At 42.3% G+C, this 23,453-nt stretch carries 19 protein-coding genes; 9 read left to right on the top strand and 10 right to left on the bottom strand.

Annotation, left to right across the window (positions count from 1 at the left end; all coding sequences use genetic code 11):
• Nucleotides 1-18: 18 nt before the first annotated feature.
• Together CLV51_RS23530 and CLV51_RS23535 are read left to right on the top strand one after the other, a co-directional pair.
• Nucleotides 19-5,688 (top strand): hypothetical protein, encoded by a 5,670-nt coding sequence (locus tag CLV51_RS23530; protein WP_106530548.1) that lies wholly within the window; start codon nucleotides 19-21, stop codon nucleotides 5,686-5,688.
• Nucleotides 5,689-6,055: 367 nt separating this feature from the next.
• Nucleotides 6,056-6,526 (top strand): RNase H family protein, encoded by a 471-nt coding sequence (locus tag CLV51_RS23535; protein WP_106530549.1) that lies wholly within the window; start codon nucleotides 6,056-6,058, stop codon nucleotides 6,524-6,526.
• Between the two features lie 32 nt (nucleotides 6,527-6,558).
• Here CLV51_RS23535 and CLV51_RS23540 read toward each other — a convergent pair whose 3' ends face one another.
• Nucleotides 6,559-7,410: an SDR family oxidoreductase gene (locus CLV51_RS23540; protein WP_106530550.1), complete on the bottom strand. Its 852-nt coding sequence runs from the start codon at nucleotides 7,408-7,410 to the stop codon at nucleotides 6,559-6,561.
• Between the two features lie 60 nt (nucleotides 7,411-7,470).
• On the opposite strand from CLV51_RS23540, the gene CLV51_RS23545 reads away from it, so the two are divergent.
• On the top strand, nucleotides 7,471-7,932 hold the full coding sequence (locus CLV51_RS23545; protein WP_106530551.1) for a winged helix-turn-helix transcriptional regulator: 462 nt from the start codon (nucleotides 7,471-7,473) through the stop codon (nucleotides 7,930-7,932).
• A 165-nt stretch (nucleotides 7,933-8,097) separates the two neighbouring features.
• Here the strand turns inward: CLV51_RS23545 and CLV51_RS23550 are convergent, their stop codons facing one another.
• Genes CLV51_RS23550 through CLV51_RS23560 form a run of 3 tightly spaced genes read right to left on the bottom strand, consistent with a single transcriptional unit; the run spans nucleotide 8,098 to nucleotide 9,236 of the window.
• Nucleotides 8,098-8,463 carry a SnoaL-like domain-containing protein gene (locus CLV51_RS23550; protein WP_106530552.1) on the bottom strand — a complete coding sequence of 122 codons (366 nt, stop codon included), beginning with the start codon at nucleotides 8,461-8,463 and terminating at the stop codon, nucleotides 8,098-8,100.
• 16 nt (nucleotides 8,464-8,479) lie between these two features.
• Complete coding sequence (locus CLV51_RS23555) at nucleotides 8,480-8,803, bottom strand: ArsR/SmtB family transcription factor (protein WP_106530553.1); 324 nt, start codon at nucleotides 8,801-8,803, stop codon at nucleotides 8,480-8,482.
• On the bottom strand, nucleotides 8,784-9,236 hold the full coding sequence (locus CLV51_RS23560; protein WP_106530554.1) for an SRPBCC family protein: 453 nt from the start codon (nucleotides 9,234-9,236) through the stop codon (nucleotides 8,784-8,786). The genes CLV51_RS23555 and CLV51_RS23560 overlap by 20 nt, the downstream gene beginning before the upstream one ends.
• Nucleotides 9,237-9,688: 452 nt before the next feature.
• On the opposite strand from CLV51_RS23560, the gene CLV51_RS29960 reads away from it, so the two are divergent.
• Nucleotides 9,689-9,868 (top strand): class I lanthipeptide, encoded by a 180-nt coding sequence (locus CLV51_RS29960; protein ID WP_211302097.1) that lies wholly within the window; start codon nucleotides 9,689-9,691, stop codon nucleotides 9,866-9,868.
• A 193-nt stretch (nucleotides 9,869-10,061) separates the two neighbouring features.
• Nucleotides 10,062-10,439, top strand: coding sequence for a DoxX family protein (locus tag CLV51_RS23565; RefSeq protein ID WP_106530555.1), 378 nt, complete (start codon nucleotides 10,062-10,064; stop codon nucleotides 10,437-10,439).
• Between the two features lie 172 nt (nucleotides 10,440-10,611).
• Here CLV51_RS23565 and CLV51_RS23570 read toward each other — a convergent pair whose 3' ends face one another.
• A complete protein-coding gene (locus CLV51_RS23570; protein ID WP_106530556.1) occupies nucleotides 10,612-12,219 on the bottom strand; it encodes an FAD-dependent oxidoreductase in 1,608 nt (535 codons plus the stop codon).
• Between the two features lie 134 nt (nucleotides 12,220-12,353).
• On the opposite strand from CLV51_RS23570, the gene CLV51_RS29965 reads away from it, so the two are divergent.
• The 3 genes from CLV51_RS29965 to CLV51_RS23585 all read left to right on the top strand — a co-directional run bounded on the left by CLV51_RS29965 (nucleotide 12,354) and on the right by CLV51_RS23585 (nucleotide 17,183).
• The gene (locus CLV51_RS29965) at nucleotides 12,354-12,686 is read left to right on the top strand and encodes a DUF6660 family protein (RefSeq protein WP_425430498.1); all 333 of its coding nucleotides are present in this window, start codon (nucleotides 12,354-12,356) and stop codon (nucleotides 12,684-12,686) included.
• A gap of 67 nt (nucleotides 12,687-12,753) precedes the next feature.
• Complete coding sequence (locus CLV51_RS23580; protein ID WP_106530558.1) at nucleotides 12,754-14,922, top strand: TonB-dependent receptor; 2,169 nt, start codon at nucleotides 12,754-12,756, stop codon at nucleotides 14,920-14,922.
• A 146-nt stretch (nucleotides 14,923-15,068) separates the two neighbouring features.
• Complete coding sequence (locus CLV51_RS23585) at nucleotides 15,069-17,183, top strand: copper-translocating P-type ATPase (protein WP_106530559.1); 2,115 nt, start codon at nucleotides 15,069-15,071, stop codon at nucleotides 17,181-17,183.
• Nucleotides 17,184-17,252: 69 nt separating this feature from the next.
• Here CLV51_RS23585 and CLV51_RS23590 read toward each other — a convergent pair whose 3' ends face one another.
• Nucleotides 17,253-17,651 (bottom strand): winged helix-turn-helix transcriptional regulator, encoded by a 399-nt coding sequence (locus CLV51_RS23590; RefSeq protein ID WP_106530560.1) that lies wholly within the window; start codon nucleotides 17,649-17,651, stop codon nucleotides 17,253-17,255.
• A 52-nt stretch (nucleotides 17,652-17,703) separates the two neighbouring features.
• Here CLV51_RS23590 and CLV51_RS23595 point away from each other — a divergent pair, with 52 nt between their 5' ends.
• Nucleotides 17,704-18,549 carry an SDR family NAD(P)-dependent oxidoreductase gene (locus tag CLV51_RS23595; protein ID WP_245898923.1) on the top strand — a complete coding sequence of 282 codons (846 nt, stop codon included), beginning with the start codon at nucleotides 17,704-17,706 and terminating at the stop codon, nucleotides 18,547-18,549.
• Nucleotides 18,550-18,663: 114 nt separating this feature from the next.
• Here the strand turns inward: CLV51_RS23595 and CLV51_RS23600 are convergent, their stop codons facing one another.
• The 4 genes from CLV51_RS23600 to CLV51_RS23615 all read right to left on the bottom strand — a co-directional run bounded on the left by CLV51_RS23600 (nucleotide 18,664) and on the right by CLV51_RS23615 (nucleotide 23,451).
• Nucleotides 18,664-19,419 carry a DUF4397 domain-containing protein gene (locus CLV51_RS23600; protein ID WP_158267128.1) on the bottom strand — a complete coding sequence of 252 codons (756 nt, stop codon included), beginning with the start codon at nucleotides 19,417-19,419 and terminating at the stop codon, nucleotides 18,664-18,666.
• Between the two features lie 58 nt (nucleotides 19,420-19,477).
• A complete protein-coding gene (locus tag CLV51_RS23605; protein ID WP_106530562.1) occupies nucleotides 19,478-19,660 on the bottom strand; it encodes a hypothetical protein in 183 nt (60 codons plus the stop codon).
• Between the two features lie 130 nt (nucleotides 19,661-19,790).
• Nucleotides 19,791-20,864, bottom strand: coding sequence for a DUF4249 domain-containing protein (locus tag CLV51_RS23610; RefSeq protein ID WP_106530563.1), 1,074 nt, complete (start codon nucleotides 20,862-20,864; stop codon nucleotides 19,791-19,793).
• A gap of 10 nt (nucleotides 20,865-20,874) precedes the next feature.
• On the bottom strand, nucleotides 20,875-23,451 hold the full coding sequence (locus CLV51_RS23615) for a TonB-dependent receptor domain-containing protein (protein ID WP_106530564.1): 2,577 nt from the start codon (nucleotides 23,449-23,451) through the stop codon (nucleotides 20,875-20,877).
• Between the last annotated feature and the right edge of the window lie 2 nt (nucleotides 23,452-23,453).

The following is a 23,453-nucleotide window of genomic DNA, read 5'->3' on the forward strand; positions in this document are numbered from 1 at the left end:
CAAGTTATCCCTTATACTATGAAAAAGGCGTACCTCTTTTTACTGGTGCTCTTATCAGCCCTTATGATGGGCTTGATAAGCCATGCGCAGCAGTATAAGTTGACCTATATGATAGAGTCAGATTTTCTCTATACCTGGCAGGACCAGGTATGGGACGATCTCTCTCAGCAATATGTTACTGTGCAGAAAAACCAATACTATACTACTGACCAGTTTAGAATATTCAGCTACACTTTCCGGGTAGAATATGTATCCGGCGCCGTACAGGATATTACTATTACACCGGCTGTTGTCAGGAGTACAAGTAATCAACTGTTGACTTATGCAGGATCGGTGATCCTGAATGGCACTCCTAAGCAGATACGTTTTAAATCAGTAGTGGGCCTCAATAGCGGCAATATACAAATAGCGTCTAATCATGATGAGATTGTGTATAGTTATCCGGCCAATAAAAGCTGCCCCATGTCGGCTACAAATTATGGGAACAGTTATTATCACAACATAACCAGTGATTATTACACCCGCTGTATCTTAAGTCCGCAAATCTACCCGGTTATAGAAGACAAGCCTTCTAATGTTTCCGGGTTATATACCGCCTGTGGCGGCCAGACTATTACCCTGAAAGCGCCTTGCGTATATGATGCCAATGGTTATAGGTTTGTGGCGCCTGTAGGTGCTCCTGTAAACTCCTTTTATGATGTGCTTACCTGGGAGGTAAGCGAAGACCTGGTATCCTGGAAAGCCCTGAATAAATATAGGAGCCAGATAACAATAGATGAGAATGACTACAACGATATCAATAAGAAATATAATACACCCCGCTATTACCGGGTGAAGATGGGCCCTATTACCAGCGATGTTGCAGATGCGCTTGTTTTCAAACGGCCGGCCCCTTCGCCAAATGCAAAGAGCCCTCAGTCACCTCAATGCTTTGGTGCAAAAGGGAAAATGATATTGTCTGATTTCCGTTATCCGGATGGATCTGTTTATACAGGGCAGGAAACATTGAACTATACCCTGAAGCCTAAAAATGGTTTCCCCGGCAATAGCATACCCAGTACAGGTACTTCCTTTACTTTTGATAACCTGGATCCGGGAGACTATGATGTGTCTATTATTAACGCAGACGGATGTACGCAGATCATATCTTTCACTATCGCCTCTCCGCCTGCCGCTATACAGGTAAGCGCTGTGCAAAGCTGTTCCGGTGGTAATCCGGCTCTTACTGTTAATGCAAGCGGAGGAATAGCACCCTACCAGTATTCAATAGATAACGGGAATACTTTTGGCACAACTGCTTTATTTACCAACCTGTCCCCCGGAACTAATTATCAATTGGTGATCAAGGACAACAATAGCTGTACTACGCCATTGGCGGTACAAATGTTGTCTGCGTTAACGCTGCAGGCAGCATCTCAGGACCCTTCCAATCCAGGTGCGTCAGACGGCAGTATTACGCTTACTCCGGGCGGCGGAGCTGGAGCGCCTTATACCTATAGCCTCGATAATGTGAACTGGCAAAGTAGCAACACATTCAGCGGATTAAAACAGGGTACATATAATAGCTGGATAAAAGACAATAATGGCTGTACCAATGCTACTGCATTGTCTGTTACATTAAAAGATCCTCAACCGGTAATAGTAACACCGGCAGTAACACAAATATCCTGTAATGGCCAGGCAGATGGCAGTATGACCGTGAGCGTTGGTGGCGGCAGACCGCCGTTCACCTATTCCATGGATGGAACCAACTACCTGCCTGTCAACAGCTTTGCCAACCTGTCTGCAGGTACCTATACTATATGGGCCAAAGACAGCAAAGGCAATACAGGCAGCGCCGGTTTTAATATTGTTATGCCACCTGCATTGAATGTCACTGTCAGCAACCGGCAGGACGCACTATGTATAGGAGCAGCCAACGGACAGATTGCCGTTGCAGTTACTGGTGGTACCGGCGCTTATCAGTATGCTTTGAATGCCGGTGCTTACCAGCCGCAATCTACCTTTACCGTAGCCGCAGGTCAATATACAGTTACCGTAATGGATGCCAATGGTTGCCGTGCCGTGAGCCCGCAGGTAAACATTGCAGAACCGGCCCTGGCAGTAGCAGTGACCGCTGCTCCCGGTGCAGCTAACTGTAACGGAGAGGCCAGCGGTAATATATCCGTTGGCGTTAGTAATGGCGTAGCACCTTATCAATACCAGTTGAACAATGGCGCATGGCAAGCAGGTACAGTATTTAACGGCTTGCGTGCGGGTACCTATACCGTAAATGTAAAAGATAATAACGGATGCCCGGGCAACCAGTCAAACATAAACGTAACCGAGCCGCCGGTGCTTACTATAGCATTGGATGCTTACACAGATGCTACCTGTTTTAATATAGCAGATGGCAGCATCAGGGTATCAGCAGTAGGAGGTACAGGTAATGTGTTGTACTATATCAGTACAGCTCCGGCAGTGCCTAATACGAATGGCGTTTTCAACGGGTTAGCGGCAGGGGATTATACTGTTACAGCTAAAGATGATCATAGCTGCACAACCAGTGTTAATGCACATATTGCACAGCCCACAGTATTGCAGCTCACTGCGAATATTTTCCATGTTACCTGTTATGGCATAGCCAATGGTAAAATAACACTGCAGCCAGCCGGAGGTACAGCACCTTATACATATTCAGCAGATGGTATTACATTCATCAGCAACAATATATTTGATAACCTGTCTGCAGGTAATTATACTTTGTATATAAAAGATAGCCATACTTGCAGTACCAGTATATCCGTTACCGTTACACAACCACCGCTGTTATCTTTTTCCACTGCCATCAGCAGCGCTTTGTGCCAGGGCACTGCTACCGGCACTGTTATGGTAACTGCTACCGGCGGTACAGGTGCTTATAAGTACAATCTGGATGGCAATCCTTTCCGGAACGGAAATGTGTTAGGCAATATAGCAGCAGGTACTCACCTGGTAAGTGTAATGGATATCAACGGATGCATAAAAAGCAATAATGTATTTGTAGGAGAACCAACAGTACTTACCCTGCAGATGCAAAACCAGCAACCGGCCAGTTGTTTTGGCAGCAGTAACGGTGCCTTGACGGTGCAGGCTGGTGGTGGCACAGCTCCCTACCAGTATGCGATTAACGGTGGTGCTTACCAGGCAACGCCTGTATTCAGTGCCCTGGCGGCAGGTACTTATACTGTTACTGTAAAGGATGCTAATACCTGTACTTTTAATATATCCGTTACCGTTACCCAGCCGTCTCAATTGTCATTACAAGTGCCAGGCAAAACAGATATTCTATGTGCCGGTGCAGCCACTGGTCATATGCAGCTCCAGGCAGCAGGTGGTATGGGTGCTTACCTGTACAGCCTGAATGGAGGGGCTTCCCAGACCAGTGGGGATTACGGGCAATTGCCGGCAGGTAATTACAACATCATCGTAAAAGATAACAACCAGTGTACTGCTAACTTCAGTGTGCTGCTGGTGGATCTGTATCCGCCGCTTACGGCTTCGCTGAATGGGGTGGCACCGGCTACCTGTGATGATAAAGGCACTATTACCGTTATCAATGTACAGGGCGGACTGCCACCTTACGGCTACAGCCTGGATAATACCAGTTATACCACAAATCCTTTGTTTAGTAATTTGCATAATGGCGATTATACTGTATACACGAGGGATGCCAATGGCTGTATCATTACCCGCTCTATTTCACCTTACGGGCCGGTAAGTTTGCATGGTACCCTGCAGATGCAGCCAGTGTTGTGTAATGCGCAAAGCAATGGCAGTATAAAAGTCATAAACGTAACAGGAGGCAATAAGCAATACGAATATTCACTGGACGGCATCAGTTACCAGGCATCTCCTGAATTCCTGAACCTGCGCGCCGGCGTTTACCAGGTGCATGTGCGGGATGTGCCCAACAGTTGCCATATAGTGTTGACAGGAACAGTGAAAGAACCTGTAGCACTGGCATTACAGCTGATCAATAATACACCGGTAAGCTGCTTTAATGACAACAACGGGGCACTGGCGGTGCAGGCAGCAGGTGGTGCAGGCAGCTATAGATTTTCATTGAATGGCGGCGCTTATAATAATGCCTCCGGCTTCAGTAGCTTAACTGCAGGTAACTATACGATCCGCGTGCAGGATGCCAATGGCTGCGTAAGTCAGCTGCCAGCTACCGTTACACAGCCTCCGCTGCTTACAGCAACCATAGCAGCCAGCCGGGATATATCCTGCTTTGGTAATGGCAACGGGCAAATAACCATCAGTGCAGGTGGAGGTACTGTCCCGTACCTTTATACTATAGACAATATAAATTACCAGAGCAGCACAGCATTTGACAATCTCCCAAAAGGCAGTTATAGTATACGGGTAAAGGATAACAATGGTTGTATGCAGTCTGTAAAAGATAGTATTGCAGAACCGGATGCCTTGCATATGCAGGTAGTACAAAAAACGGACATCGCATGTTTTGGTGCTGCGACCGGCCGGATTGCCCTGGCGGCGACTGGTGGTAAAGGAGCCTATGCTTTTGCGCTAAACAATTTGCCGGCGCAGAATAACAACGTCTTTACCAACTTAACGGCAGATAGTTACCTGTTGTCTATGAGTGATGCCAACGGCTGCGTATCCCGCCAGTCTGTTATCCTGCAACAGCCGGCGCAGCTGCAGCTTTCCAGGAAAGTGCAGCAACCTGCCTGCAGCTATACATCAGATGGCAGCATAGCAGTTACTGTAAGCGGGGGCGTAATGCCTTATGCGTACAACTGGAGCAATGTGGGTAGTAATAACAATGCTATCAGTAATCTGAACGGCGGCTTATATAAGGTAACTATAACAGATGCCAACGGCTGCCGGTTGAAGGACAGCGCATTGCTGGTACAGCCGGCAGCTATACCGCTCAATATTGGATTCAGAGATACGGTGCTTTGTGTGGGACAATCCATTATAGTGGATGCGGGCAATCCCGGCGCGGGCTATTCCTGGGAGTCTGACGCAGGTTTCAGTGACAACAGGCAGGCGGTACAATTAAATAAGGATGGGCATTATAAGATAACCGTTACCGCACCATCCGGTTGTGTGGCAAAAGATTCCTTTAATTTGAAAACATCCCTCTCTGCACTGACAGCCGATTTCCTCCTGTCTAGCTATGGTATCGTAGGCGACACTGTAGTAGTGATAGATGTGTCTAAACCCAAGCCTCTTACCAATGACTGGACATTACCCAACGGTGCCAGGGATGCAGGTAATGCTGCCCAGGGAACCATTCGCCAGTTGTTGTTTGATAAAACAGGGAATTACACCATTAAGCTGCGCGTAACATTGGGAGAATGTACGGACGTGATCAGTAAAAACATTACCATATTGCCGAAGGAGCAAAGCGTGGTAGCAGATAGCCTGCTGGGTTACCGGGAGCGGTTGATAAAAGAAATAACCGCTTATCCTAATCCAAACGACGGGCCTTTCAAAGTAAGGGTGAGATTATCTAAAGTGACCGATATCCAGTTAAGGCTCATCAGCTTTAACAGCGGTGATGTAATAACGGTTAAAACCGCCGGTGGATCAGATAATTATGAAATACCGTTTGATGAGCAACAGTTGCCGCAAGGTATTTACCTGGTAGCAGTACAGGTAGGGAAGGAGTACCAGGTAATAAGAGTATTGAAATTGTAGATCTTTTGTCCCGGCATACCTGGCAAATAAAGACACTGTTGCTGCCAATGATATTATATTACCCAATATTCTTACCACAAGGTTACCACAATGTCAGCCCTTAGTTAGCACAATGTCAGGAACAGGATTTACTGGTTAAAATAATATTATCAGGCTTAAGTCTTTAAGGAGAAATGTAAGGTGAGTATTGAATTGCGAGAATAAGTGATTTTTTATTATTGAGGTAAAAAATATTTAGATAAGTAAAGAGCAACTAAGCATTTTAGGTTGTTCAATATAAATTACCAGCACAGGTATAAGCGCCCGGATGTTTCTTAACTTGCAAAACACCACCAGGGATTCGTAATTTTACTAAAAAGAATGGAGCATGACACAGTTCAATGCGGTGGTTTATACAGATGGCAGTTGTCATACACAACTCAGAACAGGCGCCTGGGTGGCTATTCTGCTGATAGGGACGGAAAAAATAATATTGTCGGAAACAGTAACTGATACCACACATAACCGGATGGAACTGACGGCTGTCATAGCAGCCATACAACATGTGCTGCTGCATTATCCGCATGTTACGCAGGTGCAGGTATTTTCAGACAGTCAGTATGTGATCAATCTGCCTGATCGTGAAGCGCAGCTAATGACACGGCATTTTATCACTAAAAAAGGAAATGAATTACAGAACAGTGCATTGGTGAAAACATTCTTACAGTTGCTGACCCGTATCTCTGTGGAATTAGTGAAGATAAAAGCGCATCAGAAAAAAAGTGAGGCCGTGAATTATAATATAGAAGCAGATATGTTATCGCGAAAACTGGTGCGCGAAAAAACAAACGGAATATAGGTAGATAAATGGAAAGGCCGGAGCCCTTCCATTTATGACCAATCTGCGGTGAGTACTGTTTTTAAAGATGCCGGCTTTTTGCCGGTGATCTTTTCTACGGTATCGGTGGTGAAGTTGACCTTGTTACCCGCCACAACATCATACACGGCTACCATATACGTTCCGATGAAATCGGGAGCCCCTGCTGCTTTCAGCGCAGCTTTGTAAGTGGCTGCATCCGGGCTGGGATAAGTAATGGTTTTGCCGGTTACTTCGGATAACAAATTAGCAGCATCATAATAGGATAATATTTCGGGACCGGTCAGTTCATAGGTTTGCTGGCTATGACCTGCCGTCGTTAATACCGTAGCGGCTACATTGGCAATATCTGCGGCATCAATAAACGCCACCTTCCCATTTCCTGCCGGTGCAAAAGTGATAGACCGCTCCGTGATATTTTCCCATTCATAGTTTTTGAAATTCTGTGCAAAAAAGGAAGGTCTTAAAACAGTATAATCAAAACCATCCTGTGCCAGTTTCTGCTCCATAACAGCGTGAAAACCCAGTATGCTGTCCGGGTCTATCTTCAAGGCAGACAGGTACACAATACGCCGGATACCTTTTGATGGCAAGTATTCCAGGAAAGGCGTCAGTAATACATTCAGATCCGGCACCATGGGCGGGCCCAGTAAAAAAACGCTATCTACTCCGGCGGTAGCATTCTCAAAAGTAGCGGGATCATCAAAGGAGAATTGCACGATATTATCAGCCAGACCCAGCTTGTCTTTTGCCTGTTCAACATTTCGGCTACCCACTACAAATGAAGCCTGACGCGCTTCCAGGTTCTTTACCAATATTTTGCCAATGGTGCCGGTCGCCCCGGTTACTAAGATTTTATTACTCATTTTTACAGCTATTTAATTGTCAATAGTTACTTTTGGTAATGCAATACTAAATAGTAACTAATGAGCAAACAAGAAGGCACACCGGCATTACCAGGTAACACGGAAGTAACTAACAGGGCCCCGCAAGCGTTTGCCGGAGAAAAAAAATATCAGGAAATTTTCCGGGTCGCCAATACTACCCGCAACCAACTTTGTCCGGTAAGGGATATTGTTGCCCGGATCAGTGATAAATGGAGCATGCTGGCCATTTTTGCCCTGGGTGGTTATGGCAAACTGCGTTTCAATGAAATGAAATATAAAATAGGAGATATTTCCCAACGTATGCTCACCGTCACTCTCCGCAACCTGGAAGCTGACAGCCTAGTCACCAGAACTGTTTTTCCGGAGATCCCACCACGCGTAGAATACGAATTAACCCCACTGGGCTATAGCCTCATGGAGCAATTCGTCTTGCTGGTGGATTGGGCAGAATTGAATGAAGAACAGATTATGAAGTTTCGGAAATTACAAATCAGGAATTAGGATATTTTTCGAGTTGATGAGTGGGCACAGGATGCCCAATGAAAAGCCTCCAGATCAATGATCTGGAGGCTTTTTAGTTCGAAATCATTGTACAAACAGATAATGGTATTGATGCTTTGCGGTTGAACGGTGTAAGTAACAACGCCCGGCTTAAGAAAAGCTTTCCTAATAGAAGAATTGCTCTAATACAATCTGACCGTCTTTCACTTCATATAACATTATCTCATCAATTTTTATTCTTCCAAAACCTTCTACAGTAATATCCATGCCACGTCCTACCGAAAAATGATTACCGCCTATAACGGAGTGGGTTGTATAAGTTCCATGAACCTCCTGAATCTTCGCTACCCAGTCCTTGCCTTTTTTGCGAACAGCAACTTTGCCTTTCGCATACCCAAAATACGGAGAATTTGGAGGGTCTACGCTTCTTACATTATCTGCAAAAAACTCGTCCTGGATTTCAAACCACATTTCTTGCCGGGCAAGCTCGTCAAATCGTGTTGCAACTTCCTGAGTTGTCATTGCTGTCATAAAAGTTTGATTTATTTTATTTAGACAATTTGTTGTTTAATAGCGTTTCTAACTTTTTCAGTTTAGATATCCAGAACTTATCAAAGTAAGAGATCCATTCCTGCAACTCATTGAATCCATCTTGTTTCAACGTGCAATATCTTTCTCTGCCAATGTCCTGGATAGAAATAAATCCCGCGGTGTACAATATTTTAATATGCTTTGAAACAGCGGGACGGCTCATGTCGAAATTTTCTGCCAGGCTGTTAATGGTTAAACTGTCCTTTGAGAGTAGCCTTAGCATCTTCCTTCTGCTCGGGTCGCCGATTACCTGGAATGCATCAAGCGTTGGTTGTGCCATGTTTTGCAGCGTTTATACGTTCAGCGATTTTATGTATATTTTTAAGCCAGCCATCATTCAGCGCATTGTACATAGTGAAGTTTTCCATTTCCGAAAAACCGCTATGCTCCAGGAAAAGTTCCGTGCCATTATCCTTTGGTTGCAATTTCCATACAACAACAGAATCAATCGTGATCTTGCCATCTCCGGGCCCGCTCTTCCATGAATAAGAAAGCTTTTTAAATGGAACGATCTCTAATACCCTGCAATAGACAATTCCGTCGAAATTGAGACCTGGTATCGGGTTTGTCCTGAATTGAAAGTCATACCTTATAATTGGCTGAAAATCATTTTTCATCAACCATTGTTCCATCAATTCAACATTCGTCAGGTATTCCCAAACCGCCTCAGGAGGATGAGGGAAGAAAAACTGGTGATTAATGCTTGTTGCCATAATATGTAACTTTTAAGTTACCCAAAAGTATATGTAACTTTTGGATTACGCAAATATTTTTTAAAAAACAGGGAAATTATTATGGCCTAATACTGATTATTCATTTTGATGCTTTCATTATACATACTGAGTGTGCCTTTGGTGCTATCTTTTTCCGGGATTTTAAGTCTGTTTTCATATCTTTGGTTTCACCAAATTCCAGCCCTCATTTGTTCAGCCTTGTATAAAATAGTGTGCTGCCTGCTGGGCATACCTATGCATTTTGATAAGTAGAATTCCCCGTTTTTCTTAACCTTCAAAATTATATAATTATGAAAAGCAAACAACGAAGAAGCTCCGCCTAAACAAGATCAAAATTGCCGCTCTTTATAACGGCGATCATAAGATAAGGAAACGGGAAGATGCGTCTTTAAAATTTATTTTTAACCAGTATTTCTAAACCTCGAAACTTTATGAAAAAGAAGATCAATTTGCCAAAACTTGTTCTGAACAAAATAACGATTGCTCATTTGAGTATCGATCAGCAACAGGCCGTTGCAGGAGGGAAAAGGTTCTCCGACCCGCTGACTGAAAACCCTTGTGACCCTCCCGCCAGTATACTCTATTGCTCCCGCAGAAGTTTTTGTTGCTGATCGCAGCAAGAACACATTTGATTCAAATGATGAATACGGCTTATAACAGATTTAGACCTGTTATAAGCTGGTTCGACTTTCGCATCACGCTGACATATATTAGTCTGTAAAATAGAATAGCCTAACTCGTTATAGTTTAGTAAATTTGATAACATTATAAAAAAAATGATTTATATCTTTACAAAAAAATACTATGAAAAAGAAAGTTCTATTTGTACTAAGTCTATTATTTGGATTGATGTTCATTAATGCCGGACTCAATAAGTTTTTCAATTACATGCCTATGCCCAAAGATTTGCCGGCAAGCATGATGAAAGTAATGACAGCGTTTATGGAAATAAGCTGGCTGATGCCACTTGTTGGCGCTGCAGAAGTTGTAGGTGGTGTACTTTTTATCACAAATAAATACAGGGCACTTGGTGCAATAATTATTTTCCCGGTTATGATAGGAATACTTTTAACTAACATCATATCTGCACCATCTGGTCTACCAATCGCACTTGTGCTGCTGTTAATCAACCTTTGGGTAATTTTCGAGAATCGCAAAAAGTACCTGCCGATGATCAGCTGATAAAAAGCTTGAGCGCCGCTATAAAGTGGTTCGACTTTGGGATCACGAAGCGTGATACAATTTAATTGTATCACGCTTTTTTTATACCTGCAATCAATCTTCACTGCTTTTAAAAGAAGATTTCCAGGGAGATAAAAAAGGATTTGCCTTGCATCTGCAATAAATACGGGATTCAGGGCTGCGTCTGAATCCTGCAATTTGATAAAATAGCATTAAGATAATTCTCGAAATGTTTTTCATTAAATCCTATGCTGCGATAGGCAATGTGGAAATCAGGTCTTATAAGATAGCATCCTGTGCGTTTTATACCTAAAGATTTGTAAAGAATTTCATTACCGGAAATCAAAGAAATATATTCAATGGTTATGGCTTCTTTAAACCTTTGAGCAATGTTACTCAACAGATGCACATTAATTTTATTATCGCTGCCTGAAAAAATGAAAAGGTGCAATGTCAGGCCATTTACCTTTTGTTGCATACCAAAAGTTTTACCGGAAGCATCTTTAAATGCTAAGTAGGGAAGGCGCTCACCGGGTTTCGGAGCCTTTGATACAAATGAACCATATGATGCGTTTTTTGAAAGTAAGCTATCAGGATAATTCATGCCAATCTGAGAGATGTTTTTGAATATATACCGGGTAATGAAATTGACTTTAAGAATGAGTGCTAGTATTTTTGGAGCAACATACATTCGCATGATTTTTATGAATGGATTTTTACTTACTGTAATCCCAAATGCGTTGTCTGTAGTTTTTACTAATTGCCTGGCAAAAGGAAGTCGTTCCTGCTGATAAGTGGCCAGCAAATTTTCTTTTGCCTGGTTTCGTATGACCAGAGCCAATTTCCAGGCTATATTATTGGCGTCCTGCAATCCGGTATTCATTCCCTGTGCACCCACAGGAGAATGTATATGAGCTGCATCTCCAGCCAGAAAACATCTCCCTGTCCTGAATTGTGACACATACCGGTGATGGGAGTGATACATTGAAATCCACTTAGGGTCAGAAAGTTCTACCTTCATTTGCATTCGTTCTGCGAAACCTTTCTTTATATCCTCAAAACTTATATTCTCTTTTTCTCCAATATCCTTGGGCACAAATCCAATTATTCTACACCGATTTTCCGGCATTGGAAAAAAGCCTGCAAAAGAATAATTTGAAAAAGCAATATATATTTCATCATCCTGTAATTGCCAATTCACTTTGCAATCGAGCACAAACAAATTAATGGGATAGGTTTCTCCGCCAAAAGGAATATTGAGTATGCGTCTTACAATGCTTTTTGCGCCATCAGCACCTATTAGCCAACTTGCTTTAATAGTTTCTTCATTCCTTTCATTATGTTTTACAGTTACATACACAGCATTAGTATCCTGAGTGAAAGCAATCAATTCCGTTTCCCATTCAACTTCATACCCTTGCTTCTCAAGGAAGTTAACCAATAATCGCTCTGTCCTGGATTGTTCCAGCATAAGAAGAAAGGGGAAGGCTGTTAATCCCTTTCCAAATGCTGACAGCGGTATGTGTTCTGTAACCTTGCCTTTTACGAGGTAGTTTATTGCTTTTGTTTGTTTACCAAGCGCAATAAATTCGTCAGAAATACCCATTTGCGAAAATATTTCCATGGAAGCAGCGTGGATGGCTAAAGCACGGGATTGAGTAGTAGGTTCTTTATTCTTATCTATAATACGAAATTTTATTCCCAGGCGGGCGAGCTGGCAGGCTGCCATTAAACCTGTAGGACCTGCTCCTACAATTAAAACTGCTGTACTTTCCTGCATAGCTTTTATTTGAAAGTGCTTATTCCAATCTATACTAATTTACAATTTTATTTGAGCGGTTTTTTGAATTTAATACAATTTGTGAAGAATCTGTTGATGATGAAATAATCCTTGGGAATTGTATATTTACACCCATGAAGTGGGTTGTTTATATATTTTCATTTTATGTACTGGTGTTGTCCGGCATTCCTTGTAATGCGGATGATGGCTGCTGTACAGATGAAATTAGCGCAACAACCACATCAAACAGGGAATCCGGCAATGCTGACCATAAGCCAGCATGCCCATGTTCTCCTTTCTTTGCGTGTAGTGCTTGCCATGGAGTTGTGATACCAGATAACAGGATTGAATTTTTCAAGGCATTACCACCTGTTGCAAAGCTGCATTTTTTCTACTCGAAACAATCTCTTTCCGATTTTCCCGCTGCTATCTGGCAGCCTCCAAAAACAATCTGGTATACTTCTTAATTTTATTGTGAATGATACTACCTGCTGGTAGTGTTGTTGATCTATTCCGTACATATTTCATATTCAAATGAGAAAAGTTTTAGGCTTAATGCTATTGCTTTGCATGGGTAACCTGTGCATGGCTCAAAATATATTAACCGCTGTAATAAAGGATGCTGATTCCAAAGAACCGCTGGCAGGCGCTACTGTACTATTAACGGGAACAAACAAAGGGGCTAAAGCAGATGAAAATGGTGTTGTTACTTTTTCCGGTATATTTAATGGTAAGCAGGTTTTTACCTTTCGATTTGTAGGCTATAAGGAACATACAGCAATATTAACTTTTCCCCGTCCTGTTGATACATTAGTGATATTTTTAGCAGCAGCCGGGGAAGGCCTGGGGGAAGTGGTGATCTCTTCTACCCGCAGTACCCGCACTATACAGAATATTCCTACCCGCGTGGAATTGATAGGAGGTGAGGAGCTGGAAGAGAAAGGGAATATGAAACCAGGCGATATACGTATGATGCTGAATGAAAGCACCGGTATACAAACGCAGCAGGTATCTGCTACCTCTGCAAATTCAAGTATTCGTATTCAGGGCCTTGATGGACGTTACACTCAAATGCTGAAAGATGGATTTCCCATGTATGCAGGGTTTTCCGGCGGATTAGGTTTGCTGCAAACACCACCGCTGGATTTAAAGCAGGTGGAAGTCATAAAAGGGGCTTCGTCTACTTTGTACGGTGGTGGCGCGATTGCCGGACTTGTTAATCTGATTTCCAAAGTACCAACAGCAGAAAGAGCGTTGAATTTTTTAGTCAATGGTACTTCTGCCGGCGGGCTGGATATAAACGGATACTATGGACAGAAATTTGAAAAGGTAGGTTTCACTTTGTTTGCCGCACGTAATGGTAATAAACCTTATGATCCGTCCACAACAGGCTTTACCGCCATCCCGAAAACAGAACGGTACGTATTTAATCCTAAACTGTTTATCTATTTCAGCCCTAAAACAAAAATGAATATTGGGGTTAATACGACCTTTGAAGATCGTACCGGTGGCGATATTCAGTACATTAAAGGAAAGGGGGACAGCACTCATAGTTATTTTGAAAAGAATAAGAGCAGCCGGTTTTCTACACAATTTTCGCTGGACCACCAATTTAATGAGCATAGCAGCCTGTCGGTAAAAAATTCAGTTAACAACTTCAATAGAACTATCACCATACCGGATTATACATTTGATGGGAAGCAATGGTCTACCTATTCGGAAATTACTTATGCCAACCAACGGAAGAAAACAGATTGGGTGGCTGGTTTGAATGTATACACAGATGATTTTAAAGAATATCCGAAAGACAGTTTCCCTAAAAGAAATTATAATCAGCATACAATAGGTGGGTTTATTCAACACACCTGGAAAGCCACTGACTGGCTGCAAACGGAAGCCGGTGTGCGAGGCGACTATGTGATAGATTACGGTTTTGTGTTTCTTCCACGTATTTCCGCCCTCTTCAAAATATCTCCGAAATTTACTTCCCGGTTGGGTGGTGGTTTTGGCTATAAAACACCGACCATCTTTACTGAAGAAACAGAACGGATACAATTCAGGTCAGTATTGCCGGTCAGCTCCGGCACAAATAAACTGGAAAAGTCCTACGGCGCTAACTTCGATGTGAACTATCGCACTTCTTTATTTGATAAATTGAGTGTCAGTATCAACCAGCTTTTCTTTTATACCCGCATCAACGATCCGCTATTACTGGAGAATGTACCGGGAAATATCTATCAACTTGTAAATGCAGATGGATATTTGGATACCAAAGGATGGGAAACCAATGTCAAATTGGGGTATGAAGATTTTAAATTGTTCATAGGATATACTTTCACGGATGCTCAATTGAACGAAGGAGGCAGGAAGAGAGAAAACCCGCTGACAGCAAAGCATCGACTGAATAATGTGTTGATGTATGAAATAGAGGACAAATGGAAAATAGGACTGGAAGCATATTATTACAGCAGTCAGCCACTGAATGATGGCACCACCGGAAAGCCTTACTGGACGTTTGGTTTCATGGCGGAGAAAATATGGGAACGGTTTTCATTATTTGTAAATTTTGAAAACTTTACAGATACCCGCCAGACAAGGTTTGACAGCATTTACACCGGAACTGTTACGCATCCTGTATTCAGGGACATTTACGCTCCACTGGATGGTTTTGTAGTGAATGGAGGATTGAAATTAAAACTTTGATAATAAGAAGTTTTACATTTTCTTATCCCTTTATAGCAATCATAAACCGGTAGATTACATTATTAAAATGTAAAATAAATACAAAATTATATAATAGTGGACTATAGGATTGCCGCTATTTTTGTGCTGAAATCAAAATAATTACTATGGAAAACCAGCATAGCCATCACGAACATGAGCATGGGCAACATACAGCACATGATGTTAATAAAGATTTGCCGATGTCACATAAACACGAACATACCGGGCATGATCACAGTGCTATGGATACAGGCAAACACGATCACCATAAAGAACATGACAGCACAGGCGGACACGATGAACATGCCGGGCATCATACAGCAGACTTTTTAAAAAGATTTTGGTTATGTCTGGTTATTACCGTTCCTGTTCTACTGTTATCTCACATGATACAGCAATGGATAGGAATGGAGCTTACTTTTCCGGGTGATAAATATGTGTTGCTGACACTGAGCAGCTTTATTTACTTCTATGGAGGATGGCCTTTCCTGGCAGGTTTGGTAAGGGAGTTGAAATTTTGGAATCCGGGAATGATGACACTGGTAGCAGTGGCCATTACTACAGCGTACATTTATAGTGTAGCTGTTGTTTTTGGGCTTCCGGGAATGGACTTCTTCTGGGAACTGGCTACTTTGATTGATATCATGCTGATGGGTCACTGGTTAGAAATGAAATCACAAATGGCGGCTTCCCGCGCATTGGAATCGCTGGTAGAACTTCTCCCTGCTGTGGTGCATGTGGAACGTAATGGTCAGGTATCCGACATTCCTTTAAAGGAATTGCAGAATAATGATGTGATCCTTATTAAACCAGGTGAAAAAGTTCCGGCAGATGGGCTTATCCTGGAGGGTAGTTCTGATGTAAATGAAAGTATGCTTACCGGTGAAAGCGTACCAGTGAAGAAAGCAAAAGATGCTAAGGTGATCGGTGGTGCTGTAAATGGAGACGGCGCGTTGAAAGTGCAGGTCACGGGTGCTGGTAATGATAGTTATTTGAACAAGGTAATTGGTATGGTGCAATCTGCACAGCGAGCCAAATCCAATACCCAAAACCTGGCTAATAAGGTGGCTAAATGGCTCACCATTGTTTCCATTAGTGTTGGGATAGTTACCTTTATTGTATGGCTTTCTGCCGGCAGAGAGTTGTCTTTTGCACTGGAAAGAATGGTGACAGTGATGGTAACTTCCTGTCCACATGCATTAGGTGTTGCTATTCCATTGGTGGTTGCTACTTCTACAACACTGTCAGCCGTACATGGCTTGCTGATCCGTAACCGTACTGCATTTGAAAATGCAAGAAAGCTCACTACTATTATTTTCGATAAAACAGGAACGCTGACGAAAGGAGCACATGAAGTGCAACAAATCATCCCTTTGAATGACCAGTTTAATGCTGACCAAATACTGCAATATGCTGCCGCTGTTCAACAGAACTCTGAACACCATATTGCACATGGCATCATGCGGAAATTAAAGAATAATAATCTTGAATTGTGGAAGATTGCTGATTTCCAGTACATGCAGGGCATTGGCGTAACAGGTATTGTAAATGGGAAAAGGGTTGTTGCTGCCGGCCCTAACTACTTTAAGCAGGAAAAGAAAGATGCCCCTGTTATTCCAGCAGAAGTGGATCAGGCAACGGATACCGTAACTTTCGTATTGATAGATAATGTACCTGTAGGTATTATCACTTTAGCTGACGCAATCCGGGAAACAGCGGCGGAAGCGATAGCTGCTTTAAAGAAAATGAATATAAAATCCTTCCTGTTGACCGGTGATAATGAGCAGGTAGCTGCGGCTGTGGCGAAGAAACTCAATATGGACGGTTATCTGGCCAATGTTTTACCGCATGAAAAACAAAATAAGGTAAAGGAGTTCCAGGATAAGGGTGAAATTGTTGCCATGACTGGTGACGGTGTAAATGATGCACCTGCGCTGGCGCAGGCTGATGTGGGTATCGCTATAGGGTCTGGTACTGACGTTGCCGCAGAAACAGCAGATATTATTCTTGTAAACAGCGATCCGGGAGATGTAGTTCAAATGATTACTTTCGGTAAGGCCACTTATCGTAAAATGATCCAGAATTTAATATGGGCTGTAGGTTACAACGTAATAGCTATTCCACTTGCAGCAGGGATATTGTATCCTCACTTTATGTTAAGCCCTGCTATGGGAGCAGTTTTAATGAGTATTAGTACAATAGTAGTGGCGATTAATGCTAAACTATTAAGGGTTAAATAAGACAATTAATAATTCAATACCAGCTTACACTAACGTGCTTGTTGCTATAATAACAAGCACGTTTTTTATTTATAATTTGCCCCTTGCTTCCGATGGGGAAATTTTACTGTCCTGCTTTGTTAAATTCCGGTGTTTGCCACCCCAATCACTTAATTGTTTAAAAATAGGCCCGAACGCTAATGCCATCTCAGTGAGTTCATATTCTACCCTTGGGGGAACTTCCGCATAGACTGTTCGCTTAACCAGGCCATCCTGCTCTAATGCCCGCAATTGTAAAGTTAGCATGCGTTCTGTAATAAAAGAAAATTCCTTCTTTAGTTCACTGAACCTGAATTTTTTGCTTTCCAGCTTACTTAGTATCAGTATTTTCCATCTACCCCCAATCTTATTAACAGCATAGGTAAGATCACATTCAATGATACATTTTTCGTTACGGGTATAAGTCGAGTTTTCCTTCCTGGTTGCCATTAGTTACATATTTGTAAGTACCGTACAATTGATTGTACAACCCGTAAATTAGATGCTACCAGCTACTTTTGCAAAGAAATTTTCAAAGCCGGATATATCCGCTAAAAAAATTATCATTTCATTAATCATCATTAAAAGAGAAATTATGGATCTGTATTTAAAAGGAAAAACTGCGGTGGTGACAGGCGCCAGCCAGGGACTTGGCCGGGCAATCGCAAAAGAATTGGCGATAGAGGGCGTGAAAGTCTTTGCTGTTGCAAGAAACGAAGATTTGCTGAATAGCCTCAAAGCTGAAGTCGCCGCTGCAGGCGGCGTGGAACCCGTTACGCTCATCCAGGATTTTGTTGCACCCGACGGGCCGCAAAAGATTGCGGCTGCGGGGCTTTCCAGCCTGGGACACATCGATATTCTCATTAACAATGCGGGCCGTAGTCGTCCATTGGATGTCATCGGTGCGGAAGAGGCGTGGGCCGAGTCCATGACGCTGGACTTCGACCGTCACCGGCAACTGACACAACAGCTTTTGCCCCATTTTATGGCGCGTAAGCAGGGCGCCATCCTGAACATCACCAGCACTTATGAGTTACGCACGATCAATGTTTCGGCGGTTGCCAAAGCGTCCATCGTTGTGTGGTCCAAGCAGCTCTCCGGACAACTGGGGCAGTATGGTATTACAGTCAACTGCCTGCAGCCGGGCCTCATAGATACTGAGAATGTCCGCCGTTTCTTCCCTGGTGACGAACGCAGGAAATTTGCCGAGCATGAGATCCCACTGGGTGATTTCGGTGAGCCGCAGGACATAGCCAACATGGCCACTTTCCTGGTATCGCCTCGTGCGCGATACATCACCGGCACCGTCGCCGTTGTCGATGGCGGACTGCGTCATCACCCGTTCTGATGGTTGCGTTCAGCCGCCTGTTCCTGTAAACTGCATCTTAAACAGGCTTTACAGGCCTGTTTAAGATGCAGTTTGTATTATTTAGCATTATCGTCCTTTAGTGAGAAGGGGATGTTATTTATGCTGTATTAGTTGTATGCCGGGCGCATTGATGCCACTTTCTCCTGCAATTCCTTTCAGGTAAATAGTAAAAACATTTTTGGCGGTAAGCGCTACAACAGGTATTTCCAGTATGGTTTTTACCTTAGTGCCATCTTTTGTTTTTACCTTTAGCTTATAACTACCACTGCTGATGGTTTTGAATTTTGCCAGGTCTGCTGTAATGGGCGAGGCGGCAATATACGCTGTGGAGGCCGTTGTCAGGGTTAGACTATCAGTGCCTTTATAAATAACAATATCCACCGCAGGCATGTTGGGAGACAAGTGAAGAAAACGTACATTGGCTTTGCCATCAACCGGAACGGACAGGTCATCTTCCAGTAAAACGTATTTCACCTTTGGTGCACCTGTTTTAGGTAAGGTATCGTAAGCTATCAATGAATAATTTTTGTTAGCCTTCAATGTAAGTTTGTCTTCAGCAATAACTGAAGCGGGATCAACTACCAGCTTAAAAGTATTAACATCGGAGGCTACAGACAGGTAAGGTGTACCTGGTGCGCCAGTATGACTGGCATAAGCAACTTTTTGAGATACTTTTTTCCCGGCTACAAATACATCAAACGCAGCAACTTTAGGTGCAGCATGTATAATAGCGAGATTAGCGGATGGAGGAGCTGTTTGTTCCTTATCGTTTTTTTTACAGGACGTAAATACTATCATGGCTGCTGCCAGGAACAATAGGCTACTATTGAGCACAATACCTCTTTTCATAATTTTCATTTTATAGTATTTGTTTGGTGATTTTTTTAAATATATGGATGTCATCTGCTTACATCTTTCCTGATGCCGGAAAAGAGATTTTCTTTTTAGCAAATGTTTTCCTGTTTACATAGTATCCCGTTAATGCTTGTGTGGATAGCGCAGCACCAGCTTCCACCTTTATTAACTGCGCGCGTAATGGAGCGTAAATAAATACGCTGCATAACAGCAATAGAAGTTTACTTATTTCCATGTTAACCTTTAGTCGTGGATTATTTATAACACGCTATTGATTATAAAACACGAAAAGATTGAAAACCCCTACGCTGAACTTTTTATTGGAAGAATAATTAGCTGGAGAAGATCACCATCAGTGACCAGATTTAAAAGGTATCAAAATAATAGGTCAGCTGATTTTTGTATACCCCTCCTAATATTCCGAGGCCATTAGTGATATTTCCTGACGGGGTAACTGAATGACTGGAGGGAAGTGTGCCGAAATCTATTTTATTTTTTTCGTATTGAAAGAGATAGTCATAATAACCCCTGCTTACAGATTTTACCATAAACAATACGCTACCTTGCATCATGGTATTATCGGATGTGAAATATTGGGTATTAACAGATACGGTTGTTCTGTATGCCTCCCCGTCGAAACTGGCATCCGACAGGAATATTCTGTGAAATGAATCCCCGTTATAATTGATAGCACTATTATCTGTTAGCATATCCCGGTTAAACATATTTAACCTGATGAATGTATTTGTAGGGATCGTATCTTTTAACAAAGGCAGTGGATATTGGTCCTTTAGGCGGTCGTAGAGGGCTTTTCCGTCCGGGGTGTCATAGTTGTAAGTGATGTTCTGCCAGGTAAAATGCCGGTATATTTTAACGACCTGTTTCAACGCTTCTATAATGTAAAAATCTTCTTCGCCGGGTACATCATTAATAGTAAAATTGAATGTTAACACAGGCTGATCAGTGTACATTTCCCGTAGGGTATCTACTTCCGTGATCGTAAATGCAGCCGGGATATGTGTGGTAGCCTTCACTGCTTCCAGGTCAGGCTGACTTATATCAATTGTATATGTTTGGTCAGCTATGATTTTTTGCGGATAAGAGTAAATGCTGGTTGGCCCATTGGAATACTCAGGAGAAGCATTAAAGGGCAACAGCCAGAAATGGCCCAGCGCATCCTGTAGATGAACACTGGCATTTGTTATCTTTTCAAAATTAATAGTGCTGCCATTTTCTATCAGTGTACTCTTCCCGACAGGTATTTTAATAGTATCTCCGGCTGTTAACTCTGCCAGTATAACGAGTTTATTGGTTAAATGCGTGGAAGGGGTATAGGTCTTTTTACATGCGGTGCATTGTAACATACCTGCTATCATGAACAGCCACCAGGATAGTCCTGTTGATTGTTTGTATCTGTATTTAAGAAAGGGTACGTACATAATATCTTACTTAAAAATTGATCGTGTATGATAGAAAAGGGGATACGCCAAACAGCTTATTCTTTGACAGGACTACATTGAATTTTCCATCTATTGAAGCCTGCAGGTCGTAGTTATATTTACTGGCAGACCCTAATAAATTATAGATACCAGCAGTGAACTTATGCTGCCATCTCTTTTTTGTTGTTAAATAATAATTGGCGGCTATATCCATTCGGTAATAAGGTAATGTGCGGAACTGGTTTAGTGCCGAATTGTAGTATATGAACCGATACGTTTGTACCGGGTCTTCAGGATCAATAATGTGCTGGGAATTGTCGAAATCGGGATAGATCTTTTCCGGCATCGTAAATACATCACCTGATGAAATACTACCTGCTGCAGAAATATCCCAGTTTTTATTTGGTTTGTACGCAACAGCTAAGTTTACCACATGTCGCCTGTCATATTTGTAAGGAAATTTTCTGCCGTTGTTGAGGTCATCAAACTGGCGCCAGTTCCATGATAACGTGTAAGACAGTGTAAACAGCCACTTGCGCAGCTTCTTTTCTGTAAGTAGTTCCAGCCCATAGCTCCACCCTTTGCCGGTAAGGATATTTTCTTCCCAGGTAGAATCATTGGAAAAAATATTTCCACCATCTACATAGTTGGTAATATTGTACATTTTCTTCCAATACACTTCAGCAGACACTGTTGTGTTGGTTTTATCCTTGTAGGTATAACCAACACTTGCAGAGGTGCTTTCTTCCGGCTTCAGCAACCGGGTACTGGGCACCCACACCATATTGTTCATGCCCAGAAAAGGATTGTTGAGCAGGTGGAGGTATTGGGTAAGCTTATTGTAAGCAACGTAAAATTGCTGCGTTGCATTAATTTTGTAAGCCGCAAAAAATCGTGGCTGGAAAGAGCTGAAGTGATAATCCCTGAACTTATAGGTAGTAAAATGAATGCCGGGCCGTATTAATAAACGATGATTAATATTGATTTCGTTTTCATAATAAAGCGTGTAATCCATGAAGGGCAGGGGTGTTATCGCCTTGAAATCGCCTATATCTTCCTGGAATTCTTTAGATATATCTATACTAAAAGGTTTGATTTTAGTATAAGCAGCTTTAGCACCAAAATTGAATTTGATATTATTATTAGCGTATACTTCGAACTGCGTTTTGAGATTGTAATGCGCTATGGATGAATAAGTGCTATAAACACGGTTTGCTACAGGGAAGCTGGTAGAATCATCATATATCGTATACTGAAATCCTGCCAGGTTATTATAATGACTTAGATTAAAGGAGGTATTAACAAATGAACGTGGCCCCAGTACATGATTCCAGCCTAATGATGCCAGCTTATTACCCCATTTCTGAAGGTTGTTATTGTAATCTTCTTTAACACTTATACGGTCGTTTCCGTTATAAATGTTCAGCATCAGCTTATTATTATTATTTAGTAAATGGGTAATCTTAAAATGAAAATCGTAAAAGCGCGTACTAAAGCTTTCCTGGTCCAGCTTTAACCTGGGGCTCATCCAGTTGTGCCGGAAGGAGACCATTACAGCCGTTTTATTTTTTATTAATGGGCCTTCAATGGTCGCTGATCCTGCCAGGAAGCCCAGGTTGGCTTCGCCTTTCCATTGAGACATATTTCCGTCTTTCGTATATACATCTGTTACAGAAGATATTAGTCCTCCGAAGCGGGAGGGGAAATCTGATTTGTAAAACATCATGGATTTGAAAGATGTTTTATTAACGATGGAGAGCGCCCCCAGCAGATGTGTAGGATTAAACACCTCGTTGCCATCCAGTAAAAACAAATTCTGATCCGGATTTCCGCCCCTTACTAACACGCCATCTGTAGATTCCTGTATATTTATAACACCCGGTTGGAGATCCCGGGAGCGCACGGGATCGTTTTCACCAATGAGATTATTGTTAGCCTCATATTCATCTGTTCTGATATTGGCACCTGTGCCTTTTTTCAGGCTGTTGCCGGCAGTAACGATTATTTCCTGTACAATACCATTAAGTGAAAGCGGGATGTCTGTTCTCGTATTGCCGGATAGCTTTACGTCCACTGTTTTTGTAGTATATCCTATATATGAAACAAGCAAAGTATGATTGCCTGCTGTCAATGGTAATGAGAAATAGCCATAGGTATTGGTAATAGTTCCTTTTCCGGTTGCAGACTCCCGTATGGTGGCATTAATTAAGGGTTCTTTACTTCCATCTTCTTTAATAAAACCATATAAAGCATATACAGGCTGTGGGGAAGTGCCGTTTGCACGAACGATAATGAGTTTATTATTTATTTCCACCGCTTTGACTTCCTGGTTCACCAGTAGTTGCCGTAACAGATCCGCTACGGTAGCTTCTTTTCCGTTGAGTGTAATTACTTTCTTTATTTCAAGGAAAGTGGAAGAATATTCCACATCGATGCCACCCTGTTTTGCAAGGTCCTCCAGGAATTCCCGTATGCTACCTTTTTTAAGAGAAGGGTGAAACGGACGGGAAAGAATACTGGTATCCTGTGCTTTTACCTGTGTGGCCACCAGCATAATAAGCACTGCTATCATTGTTACTCTTCTCATTC

The sequence above is a fragment of the Chitinophaga niastensis genome, assembly GCF_003014755.1.
Taxonomy (GTDB): Bacteria; Bacteroidota; Bacteroidia; order Chitinophagales; family Chitinophagaceae; genus Chitinophaga; species Chitinophaga niastensis.